This window comes from Polaromonas sp. P3_B4, from assembly GCF_056402835.1.
Genome location: NZ_JBFUGQ010000001.1, coordinates 124999 through 142770, shown reverse-complemented (window position 1 = coordinate 142770; position 17772 = coordinate 124999). Strand labels below are relative to the sequence as shown.

The following is a 17772-nucleotide window of genomic DNA, read 5'->3' as shown; positions in this document are numbered from 1 at the left end:
GAATCCGGGAATTGAAACCGGCATGGGAAAACCACCGCAGGCGGTTACTGGCGAATCAGGTCCGCCCCAGCCGGCGTCTTGAACTGGAAGCTCGCAGGGCCAAGTGCAGGGTTAATCTCGAACTGACTGAAGGTCATCACTGACTTCTGGCCGAAGCTGTCAAGGATTTCCAGCATGGCGAGTTCGCTGCCCTTCCCGGTCGGTTTAAAACCGACGCTAATGCTCTGCAACTGGCCGTCTTTGGTTTTGGGTTTGGCCTGTATCCACTGCAAACCATCTCTGTCAGGCAAGGAAGCCAGGTTGAAATCGGCTTGCAGGCCCTTGAGGTCAGCAGCAGCGGCGATCACGGCGGCCGGGGTTCCGTTGAGTACCTGGGCGAGCTTGCGCGAGGTGACCTGGTTCAGGTCTGCGTCATAGAGCCACAGGGTCTGGCCGTCGGCCACGATGGTTTGCTCAAAAGGCTTTTTATAGACAAAGCGGAAACGGTTGGGCCGCGAAAACTCAAACGTGCCGTTCGACGTCTTGCTGCGTGCAGCCTGGCCGTCCTTGCCGGGCGCAGTCACCACTTGGGTGAACTCGGCGCGGCCGCTGCTGACGGTCTTCACGAAAGTTTCGAGGCTTTCCAGGCCGTCGGCCCATACGGAATGGGCGCAAGCAGCTATCAAAATAGTAGCAAAATATTTCTTCATGATCGTCACTCCGCCCGTGAGGGCACCAGGATTTCGCGCTGGCCGCTGCCGCTCATGGCGCTGACCAGCCCGGCTTTTTCCATGTCTTCGACCAGCCGCGCCGCGCGGTTGTAGCCGATCTTGAGATGACGCTGCACCAGTGAAATGCTGGCTTTGCGGTTTTTCAGCACGACTTCCACGGCCTGGTCGTACATCGGGTCTTTTTCACCGCCGCCGTTACCGCCATTACCGCCATCACCCAGCAGGTCGCCGTCCTCGCCATCGACCGTGCCGCCTTCCAGAACGCCATCGATGTAATTGGGTTCGCCCTGCAGCTTGAGGTAGGCCACCACGCGGTGTACTTCATCATCGCTCACAAACGCACCATGCACCCGAATTGGAAAGCCTGTACCACTCGGCATGTAAAGCATGTCACCCATTCCTAACAATGCCTCAGCGCCCATCTGGTCAAGGATGGTCCGGCTGTCGATCTTGCTGCTGACCTGGAAAGACAGGCGGGTCGGGATATTGGCCTTGATCAGGCCGGTAATCACATCCACACTTGGCCTCTGGGTAGCCAGCACCAGGTGGATGCCGGCGGCCCGGGCTTTTTGCGCCAGGCGGGCAATCAGTTCCTCAATCTTCTTGCCGACCACCATCATCAGGTCGGCCAGCTCGTCGATCACCACCACGATGTAGGGCAGGCGCTCCAGCGGCTCGGGTTGCTCGGGCGTGAGGCTGAAGGGGTTGTAGATGAATTCGCCCTTGGCCTTGGCCTCGTCGAGCTTGGCGTTGTAACCGGCCAGGTTGCGCACGCCCAGCTTGCTCATGAGCTTGTAGCGCTTTTCCATTTCGGCCACACACCAGTTCAGGCCGTGGGCGGCCTGGCGCATGTCGGTGACCACCGGCGCCAGTAAATGCGGAATGCCTTCATAGACACTCATCTCCAGCATCTTGGGGTCGATCAGCAGCAGCCGCACGTCACGTGCATCGGCCTTGTAGAGCAAGCTCAGGATCATGGCGTTGATGCCGACCGACTTGCCCGAGCCGGTGGTACCGGCCACCAGGCAATGCGGCATCTTGGCAAGATCAGCCACCACCGCAGCGCCGCTGATGTCCTTGCCCAGACCGATCGTGAGCATGGACTTGGCTTCGTTGTAGACCTGCGATCCCAGAATTTCACTGAGCTTGATGGACTGGCGCTTGGCGTTGGGCAGCTCCAGCGCCATGTAGTTTTTGCCGGGAATGGTTTCGATCACGCGAATGGAAACGAGGCTGAGGGCGCGCGCCAGATCCTTGGCCAGGTTGACAACCTGCGAACCCTTCACGCCCGTGGCGGGTTCGATCTCATAACGTGTGATGACGGGGCCGGGAGCGGCGGCCACGACACGCACCTCGACGCCGAAATCTTTCAGCTTTTTCTCGATCAGGCGCGAGGTCATTTCCAGCGTCTCGGGCGCCACGGTTTCCTGGCGCGTCAGCGCACCGTCCAGCAGATCAACCTGCGGGAGCTTGGAGTCGGGCATTTCACTGAAGAGCGGCTTTTGCCGTTCTTTTGCCACGCGCTCGCTTTTGGGAATGTCCACAAGCACGGGCTCGATCAGGACCGGCACCGGGTGATGCTCTTCAATCTCGATGCGCTCGTCTATCAAGGTCTCTTCGCGCTCGCGCGCAGCCAGCTTGCCGAAGGCGAGGTCTTCGGCGATTTCGCGCTTTTCGCGCCGGGAATCAATCAGGTTGTCAATCCAGGCGCCGACACGCAGGGCCACATGCGCCCAGGAAAAGCCGAACACGGCGGACACGGCAATCACGCCGAGCGCAATGAAAACCAGGCCTGAACCAGCAAAGCCCAGCCATTTCTCACCCTGCGTTCCAGCCAGGTAACCCAGCACGCCGCCAGCGTGGCCGGGCAACCTGAACTCAAAACGATACAGCCGGGACCATTCCAGCGCCGCGCTGGCCAGTAAAAGCAGGAGCAGGCTCAGCCAGAACCGGATCCGGCCGGCGGAGTGGGATGAATCGGCAGCAAGGGGTTCGCCGCGAAGCCAGCGCGCCAATGAAGACAGCCAGACCTGTGCGCCTGCCGCCAATGCCCACCAGACGGAAAAGCCCAGCAGGAAATAGCTCGCATCTGCCAGCCATGCGCCCAGGCGGCCACCCCAATTGCGGGCCGCAGCTTGGGCGCCGCCCAGGACGTCCGCGGTACCGGATGTTGACCAGGCAGCGTCTTGCGATGAATAGCTGAGCAATGCCGCGAGCCAGAAAATCAGGCCGAGCAGACCCAGAATCAGGCTGACTTCATGGGCAAAGCGTTTGATGCCGCTGGGCGCGCCCGCGGCTGGGGAATTTCTGGAGTTCAGGGTATCGAGTGAGTAAGTCATGGCCCGGCTAGTACTGCAAGCCGGAAGTAGCGAGACAAAATGAAAGGGATGGATTCGTGCCCAGAGCAAGGCGCGAGCCGCAGCGAAGGCTATATGCCTTCGCAAGGCTTGCAACGCCGCCATGGGTACGAAGACGCGCTTTCATGTTTCGATATTTCCGGGTTGCAGTACCAAGCTTACCGCAGTTGGCTAAGGGCTTTGAGGGGCGCCAGAGACGCCAAACCGTACGGCAGGGGTCTGCCAGGGCCCTATCCCAGCGTATGAAGACGCTCTTTCACCAAAAGCGAGCCATCGTCGCGGGTTTCGATGAATCCGCGCTCTTCAAGATCCTTCATCACCCGGCTGACCATTTCGCGCGAAGCGCCGACCATCTTGGCCAGATCCTGCCTTGAAACCTTGTCGCGGATCACGGCATTTCCGCTGCCGTCTTCATTGGCGAATTCGAGCAACGCCCTGGCCACACGGCCATACACATCCATCAGGGCCAGCGATTCGATCTGGCGGTCTGCATGGCGCAGTCGCTGGACCAGCCCCTTCAGCACGGCATAGGCCATGGAGCTGTTTTCCGGAAGGCAACGCGCAAACTCCAGGCGGCCCAGGATCAGGGCATCGGTCTGGATCTCGGCGCGCACCGTGGCGGAGTGAGGTTCGTTGTCGATCAGGCTCATTTCACCCACATAGTCGCCGGGGTGCATGGTGGCCAGAATGACCTCGCGGCCACGGGAATCCGTGGTGATGACGCGTGCGCGGCCGGTCAGGATGATGGAAAGGGCGTTGGATTTTTTGCCCTGTTCCACGATAGGCTCGCCGCGCTTGAACCGGCGCTTGACCACGGTATCGGCGACCGATGCAGCCTGGCTGGCAGTCAACACGGAAAAAAGAGGGACCCGGCGAATCAATTCCAGGTTAGACACCATCGTCGTCATAGCAGATATCTCCCAACCTCACATCCGACGGCTAGTCGCGTGAGTTCTTACAATGGCACGCAATCTCATAAGAAATCAAATGCCTGAAAAGTACCAGCAGCTGTTTTTACTTGACGCTGCACTTATGCGGCATGACTCTACATGAGTTCTTACACTTTCCCAATCAGTTTTTCATCATGAAACATTCCAGAGTCCTCATCCTCGGTTCAGGGCCTGCGGGTTACACCGCAGCCGTCTACGCAGCGCGCGCCAATCTCAACCCGGTATTGATCACCGGCATTGCGCAAGGCGGCCAGCTCATGACCACCACCGAGGTCGACAACTGGCCCGCCGACGTGCATGGCGTGCAGGGGCCCGACCTGATGCAGCGCTTCCTGGAGCACGCCGAGCGCTTCAAGACCGAGATTATTTTTGACCACATCAACAAGGTCGACTTCAGCAAACGCCCCTTTACCCTGACGGGCGACAGTGGGACTTACACCTGCGACTCGCTGATCATCGCCACCGGTGCCTCCGCCAAATACCTGGGCCTGGAGTCGGAGACGGCATTCATGGGCCGCGGCGTTTCCGGCTGCGCCACCTGTGACGGCTTCTTCTACCGCGGAGAAGAGGTCTGCGTGGTGGGTGGCGGCAACACCGCCGTCGAAGAGGCACTGTATTTATCCAACATCGCCAGCAAAGTCACGCTGGTACACCGCCGCGACAAATTCAAGGCCGAAGCCATCCTGATCGACAAACTGCACGAAAAAGTGGCCGCGGGCAAGATCGAGCTCAAACTGCACCACACGCTGGAGCAGGTGCTCGGTGACGCTTCAGGGGTGACCGGCGTCCGTCTGAAGAGCACAAACAGCGATGCCTCGCAGGACATCACCCTCAAAGGCTGTTTTATCGCGATCGGCCACCAGCCGAACACAGACATCTTTGCAGGGCAGCTGGAAATGAAAGACGGCTACATCATCACCAAAACCGGCCTGCAGGGCTTTGCCACCATGACCAGCGTTCCGGGCGTCTTCGCTGCCGGCGATGTGCAGGACCATATTTACCGCCAGGCAATTACCAGCGCCGGAACAGGCTGCATGGCGGCGCTGGATGCCCAGCGCTTCCTGGAACAAGGCTCCTGAAAACCAGAGGAAGCGCTGACTTCCTCTTTTTGTCTCTTTTTTCCAGCTCTTTTGCCACCCTGCCGAGGCTCTCAATCGGCAGAATTGGACCAAATCAGTTTTCAGGCTATAATCTATGGCTTAGCTGAGCATTTGCAGGTCTGTCTCGTGCAGATTTACCCTTTGCCAGCATCCGATTTCTAATTTTTTACGGAGAGTGCTCATGGCACGCGTCTGTCAGGTAACGGGCAAAGGCCCGATGGTGGGAAACAATGTTTCTCACGCAAACAACAAAACCAAGCGCCGGTTCATGCCTAATCTGCAGTACCGCCGCTTCTGGGTCGAAAGCGAAAACCGCTGGGTGCGCCTGCGCATCACCAGCGCCGGTCTGCGCTTGATCGACAAAAAAGGCATCGATGCAGTCCTGGTGGACCTTCGTGCCCGCGGTGAAGTCTAAGGAGAAGCATCATGGCTAAAGGCGCACGCGAAAAAATCAAGCTGGAATCGACTGCCGGCACGGGTCATTTCTACACGACCACCAAAAACAAGAAAACCACGCCCGACAAGATGCTGATCATGAAATTTGATCCCAAGGCACGCAAGCACGTGGAATACAAAGAAATCAAGCTGAAATAAATAGTTACGAGTCCGTGCCTAGTTAAAAACTACCCGCTCGGTCGGCACATCCAGATAAAGGACACCTCGGTGTCCTTTATTTTTTGGGATTTAGAAAACAAAACTCCCACCAAATAAGCAGGTTGCTACGCAGCTTGTTTGAATCCTGTCGAAATCTGGTCCACATAAGCCTAGCTGTGGTTTAAGTCTTACCACCAAGGCGGCACATCACGCACAGCGCCACAACGCAATCATCTGGCAAGCCAAATCCGCAGCCAACTCAGGCTAACTCCAAGAGCAGAGTCATCGACGGAACTTTATAGACTATTTTCCAAATAGGGCCAGAAGGTTATGACGCCGGTTGCCGCTGCTGCGCAAGCCGCAATTAACACGCCGCCGGCGGCAAGATCCTTTGCACATTTGACTGCCAATGAATATTGTGGCGACACAACATCGCAGAGCGACTCCACTGCAGTGTTCATGGCCTCTGCCATCCAAACCATGGTCATTGCACCAATCAGCCAGCGCCAATCGCCGGCGTCCACTCGGCACCAACCGGCCAGCCCCGTCACTAGTATTGTGGCGATGAGATGCAGCCATGCGTTGTGCTGTGTTTTAAGCATCAAGGCAATCCCCTCGAAGGCATAACCAAAGCTCTTGAGGCGTGCGACCAGAGTGAATCGTTGCGCCGCGCGGGCACAAGGGACTTCTTTCATTTCCCATCCTTCCTGTTTACCAAGCGCCAAGCCTGGGCAACACATGAACGTCGAACGGTGCACACCTGCATAACCTGCAACCCATACAAGCAGCCCCATACCGTGGCCATCAAAATACAGCAACCCATCACAGCGCGCCGGCCGGGTCTAGCGTCAAACAGGTGCGCCCAGCAAGCGGAATCTGCAAGCACACATTTCCCATGCCATCAGCCAGAACCTGCGTCAGGCATGCGCCTGTGACCCGATAAGGTGCCAACGGACGCAAGCCCGACACGCCCAAGCTCTTAATGCCATCACCGGCTCCGCCGTACAGCACCGCTTGCAAAGAGCTGCTTACAGCATCGGAGTGCGCAGCTGCAACCAGCACATCGGGATAGGACAGGGGTTCCAATCTGGGACCTTTTGATGGAAGCGGGTTACTGATCAGGTTTCGAAAGCTATCGCGCCCTCCCGAGTGCGCCATCAGCTCGACACCATGCGCCCATACCGAGGCCTTATTCCTGTGGGCGACCCCGTGACTGAGAGTAGTTGGACACTCGTACTCCAGGGCATCCATGCAGTTTTGGTACACACACTCATCGCCCAACTCTGCCGCCGCCAAGGCCGTCGCTGCGTAAGCACTCCCTCTTGAGAAACCATAGTTTCCTGTGTCGATGGGCCAGAATTCACTGCGTCGAAGTCGCTCATGACTATCGAACAGCCGACGCCTCAACAATAGCCATTGGCGACGCGCCAGGTCAGGTTCCAGCGCATTCAAAAAATAGCAGGGCATCGCGAGGGGCATTGCGCCGCCAATGGCGGGCAAGGCCAATCCCGTGTACGTAGAACGGCATGGCACGTAGCGACCCATGCCATCCAGAAACTCCGCGTCCAGATGCCGGCGAAACTCTGGCGCGTGACCGGCCCATTTCATCTGACCGTACTGCGCATCGTGGGCACGCAATGCCGCGGCTCCCATTGTGTTGCACAGGGGATAGACCCAGTTGGGCTCGCAGGCCATCAAATAGAAGGGTGAACGTTCGTATTCTTTTTCCAAACTGGACAGCAAGGACTCAAAACTGTGTTCGTAGCGTTTTCCGTTCGGATGCACCAGCGTAAAGGCACCTTTTTTCGAAAACTCCTGACTTCCTGTGCTGGCCTGGAACAAGGCCATCTGCAGCGCCACGAAGCCCGTGTACATGATGTTTTCACGGGCAGCAGGGTCGGAGTTCCACCGCAAGTTTCCCCATAGATTTTCCAGCGACCAGTAGGCCCATGCGCGATGCTGTGTCTGCTTGTTCAGCAACCTGCTTTGCGCGTCGCTCATGTACCCGCCTAACGCAGGCGTGAAGCGTGCCTGCGTCAAGGCAATGCCATAAGCCAGAAAGTTGACTTGATACCGAAGCGCCGCCGTCTGAAATTGATCGCGTTGCTCGAATCCCGAAAATTCATCGAAAGGTTGCAGAGCCCGATCGAGTGCGAACCTCAGACGACGCAGATGCGCCAAAGACATTTCCGGTTTTTGCCTTGATGATTGGGCTGTGAAGATCACGTCCAATCGAGCCATTTGTCGGATCAAGTAGTCGTTATCGATGCGCCTTTGCCGGCCTGAAAACATAAACCAGGCCAGCATCGACAGGCAGCCCGCAGCAGCAGACAGCGCGAGCACGCAGTACACATTAAGAACCACACCTGGCTGAATTGCACCATGGCTCATGCTCGCGGCCCAAAACGCCGAACCGAGCCAAACAAGCGGAGGCAGCAACACATTGCCCGTGCCAAACCAGACCAACAGCGCAAACGCCAAGGCACCAACCGAGCACAGCCAGGCGGCTATATGACCTATGCCACGGCCTGTGCAGATATCGGCGTGCGCCAGAAATCCGCCGCCCGGCACCATCAACCCCAAGCCGAAAATCTGCAAGCCATCCTGATGCCCGAAAAGCAGCAAAGTCGAGCCGCCCGCAACGAGCAGCAGATACAGTTTTAAAAGTCGGACAGTCTTTCTTGTCGTTACCGGACCGAAAATTCGTGTGTATGGCGGAAGAGCAGCGACGCTACGGATTGAACTCACAGACCGACCTTTCTTCGAAATGAAAACACCAGGTTGATGCACTCGGCTTTCGATAGGTGCAGTCTGATACGCGCCTGTGAGGTCTTGATGAACTGTATGAAGTAGGTGTGAAGTCGACCGCCAGACGATCAATTACGCTGCATCGACCCAATAGCCCGTTTTGAGTTGCGGGTGTGTGAATCTGCATCAAGGGTGCGCCGCTGTTTCCGCGATTCTTGCCTCGAGTATTGGCAAACAGCCGGTTTCCTGGAGGAAGAACCTCAAGCACTACGACCTGCCGTTGGCAGCGTTTGGCTCGTCAGTGGGCGCGACCACCAGCTGTCGAATGTGGGGACAGCGCTTTCACCTCGAGAGTGTGTCAGGTTCAGCGCAATTCACGTGAGAAGGCTCTTCTGTGTGCAGAAGATGACGAATCTCGAACGCCCTGATCAGTGCGCTGGTAGCGACCCTACCATTACCAAATCTTGGGGCGCTCGATCATGGAACTCGTACCTTGCGCCGAACAATAAAAAACCGCTCCTGGATTTCTCCGGAAGCGGCCTTGAAGTTTCGACCGGGTGACCAGGTCGGATATGTAGCGTCAGGTCAGGTGCGGGCAGCCCGCAGCTTCATCGAGAATTCGCGCAAGGCGGCGATACCGCTTTCCTCAGCACGGTGGCACCAGGCCTGCAGGTCCGCAGCCAGCTGCTCACGGGAAGCGGAAGTGGTCAGCCACATCTGGCGCAGTTCTTCCCGCATGGTGACCATCTTGTCAAGCACGGGGTGTTCGGCGCGGGCCTGCGCCAGCTGGGGTTTGGCGGCGGCCGGCACCTTGTCGTCATCGCGGTGCAGCCAGCGATTGGCTGCGCGCAACACGGACACGTCGGCTTTCTTGGCCTTCAGCACTTCGAGTTCGGCCCTGCCGGCGCGGCGCAGTTCGCGCGCGAAACCCGCCATGACTTCGTAGCGATGGGCGATCAGGGCTTCCAGGGTTTTTTCATCTGCCACAGGCTGGATGGAACCCAGCTGGAGCTTGGGCGGGACCTTCTTGACGGAGGCCAGGCCTACTTTTTCCATGGCACGGATATACACCCAGCCGATGTCGAATTCGTAGGGCTTGACCGAGAACTTGGCCGATGTCGGGTAGGTGTGATGGTTGTTGTGCAGCTCTTCGCCGCCAATCATGATGCCCCAGGGCGAAATGTTGGTGCTGGCATCAGGCGCCTCAAAATTGCGATAGCCCCAATAGTGGCCAATGCCGTTGATGATGCCGGCTGCGGTCACGGGGATCCAGGCCATTTGCACGGCCCAGACAGCCAGGCCTGCAGCACCGAAGAGCGCCAGGTCGATGATCATCATCAGGCCCACGCCCTGCCAGCTATAGCGGGTGTAGACGTTGCGCTCAATCCAGTCATTGGGCGTGCCGTGGCCGAACTTGGCCATGGTTTCCTTGTTTTTGCTTTCGGCGCGGTACAACTCGGCGCCTTCCCAGAAAACCTTCTTGATGCCGTAAGCCTGCGGGCTGTGCGGATCTTCAGATGTTTCGCACTTGGCGTGGTGCTTGCGGTGAATGGACACCCACTCCTTGGTGACCTGGCCCGTACCCAGCCAGAGCCAGAGGCGGAAAAAATGCGAAGGAATCGCGTGCAGGTCCATGGCGCGGTGCGCCTGGTGACGGTGCAAGTAGATGGTGACGCTGGCAATGGTGATATGGGTGGTCACCAGCGTGTACAACACGATTTGCCACCAGCTGGCGGCAAGCAACCCATTGGCAAGCCAGTCGAGGGCCGCATCAAACAAGATCATAAAAATCCTTTAAACAATCTGAAGCAGTCGCCCATCCAGATGTGTCTCCAGGCGCTGCAAAAAATAACCACTTATTGTAAGGCGATCCCCCACAAATACCAAGTCACTTTCAGCACAGGATCCAAGGTCAAAACAGTGCGAAAAATCACGAATGAATATGTAACTTCGGCCTATCTGTCGTCTTTTGTCGCCAAAAATATCACGACTTTTGCCATACAGCTGCGAAAAACCCGTCCGTCTGATGCAGGTAAGGCCAGAGCCGAAGGTAGGGTCCGCGGCAGAGCTTTTCCGCGTGTTCCACCCCCAGATGAGTCAACAAGGGCCCTGTTTCAAGGACGTTGAACTCTTTATTCGCCTCACTGAAGGCTTCAGCGATGGCTTCGTTTTCTTCACGCAAAACGCTGCAGGTCGCGTAAACCAGGCGTCCGCCGGGCTTTAGAAGCCGCGCAGCGCTCTGCAAAATGGCAGTTTGCTTGGCCCTGAGCTCTTCAATCGCCTTGGGCGTCTGCCGCCATTTGAGGTCAGGATTGCGCCGCAGGGTGCCCAAGCCCGAGCACGGGGAGTCCACCAGGACCCGGTCTATCTTGCCAGCCAGACGCTTGATCCGGTCGTCACGCTCATGGGCAATGGCCACCGGATGAACATTGGAAAGGCCGCTGCGCGCCAGCCGCGGCTTGAGCGCATCCAGCCGGTGCCCCGACGTATCAAACGCATAAAGGCGCCCGGTATTGCGCATGGAAGCCCCCAGGGCCAAGGTCTTGCCACCTGCCCCGGCACAGAAGTCGACCACCATCTCACCGCGCTTGGCATCGACCAGCAGGGCCAGCAGCTGCGAGCCTTCATCCTGCACTTCAATGGCGCCACGCGTAAAGGCATCCAGTTTGCCCAGCTGGGGCTTGCCGTCGGCAATGCGCAGGCCCCAGGGCGAATACGGTGTTGCTACGGTTTTGATAGCTGCTTTCGCAAGCTCCTTCTGGACTTCAGCCCGTTTTTCCTTGAGCGTGTTGACGCGCAAATCAAGTCCGGCCGGTGCGTTCAGGCTCTCGACCAGCGGCCAGAAATCGTCGCCCAGCTGCTCTTTCAACGGATCAACCAGCCACTGCGGGAGGTTGTGGCGATGCAGCTCCATCAGGTCCGATGGTTTGACCTGGTCGCAACGCGCCAGCCAGTCTTTTTCCTGGTCGGTCAGCGCACCCATAAGAAAGTCGCGGTCCGCTGCGAAACCAAGAATCGCAAGACGCCGCTCCGGCGCGCCGCTGCCATGCTGGGCCAGATAGGTATAAAGATTTTTCTTGCGCAGAACACCGTAAATCGTTTCCGCCACGGTGGCGCGTTCACGCGGGCCGAGGCGATAGTCGCGGAAATAGCGCGACACCACCATGTCGGCGGGATGATCAAATTTGAGGACCTGCTTGAGAAGCTCGGAACAACTGTCGAGTAAGGCTTTAGGATGCATAGCCTCCATTGTCCCACCGAGCCACCGCGCAATATTTTTAAACCCTGATCCCTCATGCCAGAAGCCACCGCACACGCATTGCCTCCCCTGATAGAAACCCCGCCCGGTCTGTACCGCCACTACAAAGGCATGCTGTATGAGGTAGTCGGCACCGTGCGCCACAGCGAAAGCCTGGAGCCCATGACTCTGTACCGCGCGCTCTACGGCGAAAAAGGGCTATGGGTGCGGCCTGCTGGCATGTTCAATGAAGAGGTCGTGATCGACGGGGTGAAACAACCGCGATTTGCCCGGCAACCTGGTTAAGCACCGCATCCCCAATAAAAGAAACGGCGGCCGCCGCGCCGGGCCGCCCCAAGCAAGGCCAGCCCCTGTCTCATAGGAAAGGGGCAGCGAACGCCGAAGGCACGTAGCGGCGGAGCGTGGGGGCCATCTCACCGATAATCATGGGTTATGTCCGAAACCCAAGCTTCCACTGAAATCGAAAAACAGGTCAAGCGCCGCCGCACGTTTGCCATCATCTCCCACCCCGACGCGGGTAAAACCACGCTGACCGAAAAGCTGTTGCTGTTCTCGGGTGCAATCCAGATCGCCGGCAGCGTCAAAGCCCGCAAGGCTGCGCGCCACGCCACCTCCGACTGGATGGAGATCGAAAAGCAGCGCGGCATCTCGGTCGCGAGCTCGGTCATGCAGATGGAATACCGCGACTGCGTCATCAACCTGCTCGACACACCGGGCCACCAGGACTTCTCCGAAGACACCTACCGTGTGTTGACCGCCGTGGACGCCGCGCTGATGGTGATCGACGCGGCCAACGGCGTTGAGCCGCAAACCCGCCGCCTGCTGCAGGTCTGCCGCGCGCGCAACACGCCCATCCTGACCTTCGTCAACAAGATGGACCGGGAGGTGCAGGATCCGATGAGCGTGATGGACGAGATCGAGCGCGAACTCGGCATGACGGTCATTCCCTTCACCTGGCCGGTCGGCATGGGCAAACTTTTCCATGGTGTCTACGACAGGCGCGAAGACCGCATGCGCGTCTTCAGCCCCGGCGAAGAAAAAGCCGGCGGCGACGATGAAATCCTGGCCGGCCTGGACAACGCCGAAGCCGCCAAGCGTTTTGGCGCCGAATACGCACAGGCACAAGGTGAAATCGAGCTGGTGGCCGGTGCCACGCCTGAATTCAACCGCGCCGAATTCCTTGCCGGCAAACAGACGCCCATGTTCTTCGGCTCGGCCATCAACAACTTCGGGGTGCAGGAAGTGCTGGACGCGCTGGTCGACCTGGCACCCGCACCCGCGGAGCGCGAAGCCATCCAGCGCGTGGTGCACCCCGAAGAGAAAAAATTCTCCGGCGTGGTCTTCAAGATCCAGGCCAACATGGACCCGGCCCACCGCGACCGCATCGCGTTTTTGCGCGTGGCCAGCGGCGAATTCACCCGAGGCATGCGCCTGAAGGTGGTGCGCAGCGGCAAAGAGCTGCGGCCCAACACCGTGGTGAGCTTCATGAGCCAGCGCCGCGAGCTGCTCGACACCGCCTTCGCCGGCGACATCATCGGTATTCCCAACCATGGCGTGCTGCAGCTGGGCGACACGCTGACCGAAGGCGAAGCGCTGCAGTTCACCGGCCTGCCCTTCTTTGCGCCTGAAATGTTCCGCGCCGTCGAGGTAGCCGACCCGCTGCGCAGCAAGCAGCTGCGTGCCGGCCTCACGCAGCTGGGTGAAGAAGGCGCGATCCAGGTGTTCCGCCCGATTGCCGGCTCATTGCTGCTGCTGGGCGCTGTCGGCCAGCTGCAGTTTGAAGTGGTGGCTCACCGCCTCGAGCACGAATACGGCGTCAAGGCCCGCATCATGGGCAGCAACTTCAACCTGGCCCGCTGGGTGACGTCCGAGGACCCGAACGAGCTCAAGAAATTCATGGACGCCAACGCCCACCGCGTGGCGCTGGATGCGGTCGATGCGCCCACCTTGCTGGTGGATCACAGCGCCACCCTGCGTGCCGTGGAGCAGCAGTGGCCCAAGATCAAGTTCCATGCACTGCGCGAGCACGCCGGGCTGGTTTTCCAGTCAAAAATGTAAGGACTTTTGGCCTGCAGGCCAATCAGGACATGCGCAAGCAGCTATAAAATCTATAGCACCTTGCGCGCGTATCCTGAAGCCCCGGCCTATTGGGCCTTGAGGAAATCGCCCACTTCCAGCAAGATCAGTTCGTTGTCGTCCGCCTTGTTGGGTTCGCGGCTGCTGGAGAACGGCAGGTTGTTGTCGTTGCCCACCACGATGTGTGTGGCATCCACCACGTCCACGTTTTCAATCGTGAAGAACGGGAAGGTCAGCACGCCGTTGTTCAGGGGCTTGCGCGCCAGCTTCGCCGGGTCGGCAATGGCCATCAAATCGATGTAGCCGATCTTGCGCAACGCACCGCCGGCATTGGCGTCGCTCAGCTCCACCTTGTAGACACGCTTGAACTTCGCAATGTCGTGGAAGCAGTCGGTGCGCTTCTGACCTTCCGGGCAAGCCTTGTCGGCCGTGCCTTCGCCGTTGTCGCGCTCGATGATCAGGCCGGTCGTGCCATCGATCATGTTGAAGTCGCCGATCGCGTTGCTGTTGCTCTCCAGCATGTATTTCCAGTGGCGGCCCGTCCAGGATTCGCTCTTCACGTCAAACTCCAGCACGCGCAGGTAGTCCTTGCCGCCCACGTTTTCATTGCCTTTGATGGCGGCGTCATACAGCGCGCCCTCGAGCAGCGCATACAGCTTGCTGCCGTCTTTCGAAGCTGCCATGCCTTCAAAACCCTTGGAGCGGCGAACCTGGAAATCCACCGCGCCGCCCGGCACGCCGGGAGTTGTCACGGCCGGATGGTCGGGCGAACGCACGGCCTTGCCGTCAACCAGCGTGTCAAACACCGCCAGCACTTTGCCCTTCATGTCGGCCTTGATCAGGAAAGGGCCGAACTCGTCGCCAATCCACAAGGCGCCACCGGCGAACTGGAAGCTTTCGGTGTCAAAGTCGCTGCCCGTGAGGTAGCGCTGCTTCGTGCCTTCATGGACGATGCGAAACGGCACTTTTTTGTCGGGATCGTGCAGGAAAATCGTTTCCAGCCGCTTCATGGCACCAGCCTTGAAATCAACCTTGTAGCGGTTCAGGTACAGCATGGCATCCGGCGAATTGGCTTTGGAGCCAAAGCCGTTGTCGGTCAGGATCCAGAAGCTGCCATCGGGCATTTTTTTGATGCCTGAATGGCCCTGCAAGGGCTGGCCCTTGAAAGGCACACCCACACCCGTAGGCCTGCCGGCAGACAGGCCTTCCACCGTGCCCAGCGCTTCCGTGCGCTTGCCATTGGTGAACTTGCCGCTGACCTGCAGGTCCTGCGGCGCATCTTTGGGCGCGGCAATAAATGATTGGGCAGGTACCACCACATGGCCGGCCAGTGTGGCCGGAAAGGCGGTCTGGGCTTGCAGCGGCGCAGCCAGCGCAACGGCTGCCAGCGCAGGAAAGATGGCTTTGAAGACAGATTTGAATGCGGGGCGCCGGTTGGCGGCAAAACGGGAAGAAGGCATGGGCAATCCACTGTTGATGAAAAGCGGATGGTGGCCAACGCATGTGACGCGCTGATTACACATAGCGCCTCCAGGTCCGCATCGGGCGTTTGCACGGCAGGGCCACGGCCTTGCGGGCAGGCCCTTTTTTTGCAATAAGCTATGCAGATGTATCGAACGGCAAGCCTGCGTGGTTTTTTCCTGATATTGCTCTGCGCATTCTGCGGCGCAGCCCATGCACAGGTCTTTGACCGCCTGTACGAAGACAGTCCCACAATCACACTGGCCCAGCCGCTGCAATGGGTCGCGGTGCCCAAGGATTCCATCGAGTCACCTGATGCCTTGACGACTGGCGATCCCGCAAAGGGACCATGGAGCTTTCAGCCCTATACAGACGACTCCATCCTTCCCACCTCGGACACGCAAGACGTCTGGGCCAGTTTTTCACTGCCGGCCACCGAAGCCCTGCAGACCTGGTACGTCCGGATGCCGGGCCAGGCGATCTTCAAGGCGAGCCTTTTTTCGCGCAACCCGCAAGGCGGCTGGCTGGTCCAGTCCGCGGGCGAAGCGATTGCCCCGGCCGCGTGGGCGCTGCGCACCCGTGTGCCAAGTTTTGAGCTGCAAACGCGCGGCGACGGCATGCAGACCTACTACCTGCGCTTTGAGCACCGCAGGGCCATCACGGCGCGGCCCATGCTGCTGTCGCCCATTGAGTACATCGACGGCGCGTCCCGGGTTGGCGTGGTGATCGGATTGATGTGGGGAATGTTCAGCCTGCTGGCCTTTCTGTGCCTGGCCGCGTTCGTCATGGCGCATAACAAGGTATTTTTGTGGTTCGGCGCCGTCGTGGTCACGCTCATGTTCACGCAGCTGGTGCTGATCGGCTATGGCGGCTGGCGCATCTGGCCGCACAGCGCACACCTGAACCAGGTCATGGGCTGGGTGCTGTCCTCGGTGAGCATGGCCGCCGGTGCATGGTTTTGCACCCAGGCCAGTTATGCCAAGAGCGGCTACCCGCGCATACACCGCCTGCTGCTTATCGTGGCGGCGGGCAGCCTGTTCATGGCCTGCCTGATGGCTGCCAGCCAGAACCTCGTGCCGCGAGATCTTCGCAACCTGTGGCTGGCGTTTTCCACCCTGGCCATCATGGGAAGCCTCTTGTGGATGTCGTTGCGGGGACAGACCTGGAACCTTCTCATCCTGCTGGGCGCCGCGCCCATCGGGCTGGCCGCGCTGGCCCGGCTTTCCTACAACGCGGGCTGGGTCTGGAATGTTGAAGCGGCACAGGCAGCCGGTGTCCTGTCGGCAATGATCGGCCTGCTCTGGGTTTTCCTCGTGCTGGCATGGCGCAGCCGGGCCGCACTGTTTGCCAACCACCGCAGCGCCGCGCTGGCGACATACGACCCGGCCAGCGGGCTGATGTTGCCGCGGATCATCGACGACAGGCTGCCGCCCATGCTGCTGCGCGCCCGGCGGCAGAAGTCGGCATTCGGCGTATTGATGTTGCGCTGGCTCGACCAGGCCCCGAGCCATGACGCGGCAAGCGACCAGAAGCGCGGTGCCGCACTTTCCCGCATCGGCGAAATCCTGCGCGGGGCAGCACGCGACGTGGACACCGTGGTTCGCCATGGCGAAAACGACTTCATGATGCTGATCGAAGGCCCGGTCAATCGCACCACCCTGTCCGAAGTTTCAACCAAGATCCTGGCCGACTGCATACGCGCATCGGAAAAGCTGGGCGAGGCCAATGCCTTTAACCTGCACGTCGCCCTCTGGCATGACACGCCCACCGCCCAGACAAGCGCTCAGGAAGTCGTTGAAAGGCTCAAATCCCGCCTGCACCAGATGGCCTCCGGAACAAAGCGCTATGTGCAGTTTGTCGACTCACCGAGCGATACAGTAAGTGCCGCGGGAGAAGACGTGAGCCGTCGGGAAGACCTGCTGGCCAAGATCAACGAAATTGAAATTTCACACCCGGCCCTGGCCAGCGAACAGGCTTCAGCCCCGGGCCGCTGACACCCTGGTGGCAGATTCAGGCGCCCTGGCCACAGGCAAGGGCAGCGCCGTCTTGTACCTGACCTGCTTGAGCGCAAAGCTCGAGCGTATCTTCTCGATGCCCGGAATCGGTGACAGTTGCTCCAGGATGAACTTCTCCAGCGCACCGATATCGGCCACAGCCACACGAATCAGGTAGTCGCTGTCGCCCGACATCAAATAGCACTCCATCACGTCGTCGTGCTCGGCGATGCGCCGTTCAAAGTCGGCCAGCGACTCCTTGCTTTGCGTGCGCAGACTGATGGAGATGAACACATTCAGACCCAAACCCAGCGCCGCCGCGTTGGCAATGGCCACATAGCGGTCGATCACGCCGCCGGCCTCCAGCGCCTTGACGCGGGCCAGGCACGGCGAAGGGCTCAGGTGCACGCGGCGCGCCAGCTCCACGTTGGTCAGCGAGCCATCCCGCTGCAACTCATCCAGAATCTTCAAATCAAGGTTATCGAGCTGCATCATCTTCAAAATTGATTATTTGCAGCATTTT

General features: G+C 59.2%; 15 protein-coding genes. 6 read left to right on the top strand and 9 right to left on the bottom strand.

The genetic code is table 11. The annotated features are described in order from the left end of the window. Positions 1 to 44: 44 nt before the first annotated feature. The 3 genes from lolA to AC1DVV_RS00685 form a co-directional block, all read right to left on the bottom strand. Positions 45 to 689: an outer membrane lipoprotein periplasmic chaperone LolA gene (gene lolA / locus AC1DVV_RS00695; RefSeq protein WP_457279490.1), complete on the bottom strand. Its 645-nt coding sequence runs from the start codon at positions 687 to 689 to the stop codon at positions 45 to 47. 5 nt (positions 690 to 694) lie between these two features. Next, positions 695 to 3049: a DNA translocase FtsK gene (locus AC1DVV_RS00690; RefSeq protein ID WP_477689949.1), complete on the bottom strand. Its 2355-nt coding sequence runs from the start codon at positions 3047 to 3049 to the stop codon at positions 695 to 697. Positions 3050 to 3297: 248 nt separating this feature from the next. Beyond that, positions 3298 to 3975 (bottom strand): Crp/Fnr family transcriptional regulator, encoded by a 678-nt coding sequence (locus AC1DVV_RS00685; RefSeq protein ID WP_431097946.1) that lies wholly within the window; start codon positions 3973 to 3975, stop codon positions 3298 to 3300. 176 nt (positions 3976 to 4151) lie between these two features. Here AC1DVV_RS00685 and trxB point away from each other — a divergent pair, with 176 nt between their 5' ends. The 3 genes from trxB to rpmG all read left to right on the top strand — a co-directional run bounded on the left by trxB (position 4152) and on the right by rpmG (position 5711). After that, on the top strand, positions 4152 to 5096 hold the full coding sequence (gene trxB / locus AC1DVV_RS00680; RefSeq protein WP_457279492.1) for a thioredoxin-disulfide reductase: 945 nt from the start codon (positions 4152 to 4154) through the stop codon (positions 5094 to 5096). A gap of 202 nt (positions 5097 to 5298) precedes the next feature. After that, positions 5299 to 5532, top strand: coding sequence for a 50S ribosomal protein L28 (rpmB, locus tag AC1DVV_RS00675; RefSeq protein WP_293403299.1), 234 nt, complete (start codon positions 5299 to 5301; stop codon positions 5530 to 5532). 11 nt (positions 5533 to 5543) lie between these two features. Then, positions 5544 to 5711: a 50S ribosomal protein L33 gene (gene rpmG / locus AC1DVV_RS00670; protein WP_007863188.1), complete on the top strand. Its 168-nt coding sequence runs from the start codon at positions 5544 to 5546 to the stop codon at positions 5709 to 5711. 296 nt (positions 5712 to 6007) lie between these two features. Here the strand turns inward: rpmG and AC1DVV_RS00665 are convergent, their stop codons facing one another. The 4 genes from AC1DVV_RS00665 to AC1DVV_RS00650 all read right to left on the bottom strand — a co-directional run bounded on the left by AC1DVV_RS00665 (position 6008) and on the right by AC1DVV_RS00650 (position 11700). Then, entirely contained in the window at positions 6008 to 6406 is a 399-nt protein-coding gene (locus AC1DVV_RS00665; RefSeq protein WP_477702326.1) for a diacylglycerol kinase family protein, read from the bottom strand. Between the two features lie 127 nt (positions 6407 to 6533). Beyond that, positions 6534 to 8459 (bottom strand): linalool dehydratase/isomerase domain-containing protein, encoded by a 1926-nt coding sequence (locus AC1DVV_RS00660; RefSeq protein WP_477707088.1) that lies wholly within the window; start codon positions 8457 to 8459, stop codon positions 6534 to 6536. 585 nt (positions 8460 to 9044) lie between these two features. After that, on the bottom strand, positions 9045 to 10244 hold the full coding sequence (locus tag AC1DVV_RS00655) for a DesA family fatty acid desaturase (protein ID WP_457279495.1): 1200 nt from the start codon (positions 10242 to 10244) through the stop codon (positions 9045 to 9047). A 199-nt stretch (positions 10245 to 10443) separates the two neighbouring features. Beyond that, positions 10444 to 11700, bottom strand: a complete 1257-nt coding sequence (locus AC1DVV_RS00650) for an RsmB/NOP family class I SAM-dependent RNA methyltransferase (RefSeq protein ID WP_457279496.1) — start codon at positions 11698 to 11700, stop codon at positions 10444 to 10446. A 54-nt stretch (positions 11701 to 11754) separates the two neighbouring features. Between AC1DVV_RS00650 and AC1DVV_RS00645 the strand changes: the two genes are divergently transcribed. After that, entirely contained in the window at positions 11755 to 12003 is a 249-nt protein-coding gene (locus AC1DVV_RS00645; protein ID WP_457279497.1) for a DUF1653 domain-containing protein, read from the top strand. Positions 12004 to 12150: 147 nt separating this feature from the next. Further along, entirely contained in the window at positions 12151 to 13776 is a 1626-nt protein-coding gene (locus AC1DVV_RS00640; protein ID WP_457279498.1) for a peptide chain release factor 3, read from the top strand. Between the two features lie 86 nt (positions 13777 to 13862). Here AC1DVV_RS00640 and AC1DVV_RS00635 read toward each other — a convergent pair whose 3' ends face one another. After that, positions 13863 to 15254 carry an esterase-like activity of phytase family protein gene (locus AC1DVV_RS00635; RefSeq protein ID WP_477702324.1) on the bottom strand — a complete coding sequence of 464 codons (1392 nt, stop codon included), beginning with the start codon at positions 15252 to 15254 and terminating at the stop codon, positions 13863 to 13865. 141 nt (positions 15255 to 15395) lie between these two features. Between AC1DVV_RS00635 and AC1DVV_RS00630 the strand changes: the two genes are divergently transcribed. Beyond that, a complete protein-coding gene (locus AC1DVV_RS00630) occupies positions 15396 to 17249 on the top strand; it encodes a 7TM diverse intracellular signaling domain-containing protein (RefSeq protein ID WP_477702323.1) in 1854 nt (617 codons plus the stop codon). On the opposite strand, the gene AC1DVV_RS00625 is transcribed toward AC1DVV_RS00630, so the two are convergent. Next, the gene (locus tag AC1DVV_RS00625) at positions 17232 to 17741 is read right to left on the bottom strand and encodes an Lrp/AsnC family transcriptional regulator (RefSeq protein ID WP_457279501.1); all 510 of its coding nucleotides are present in this window, start codon (positions 17739 to 17741) and stop codon (positions 17232 to 17234) included. The two genes, AC1DVV_RS00630 and AC1DVV_RS00625, sit on opposite strands and share 18 nt — an antisense overlap. Between the last annotated feature and the right edge of the window lie 31 nt (positions 17742 to 17772).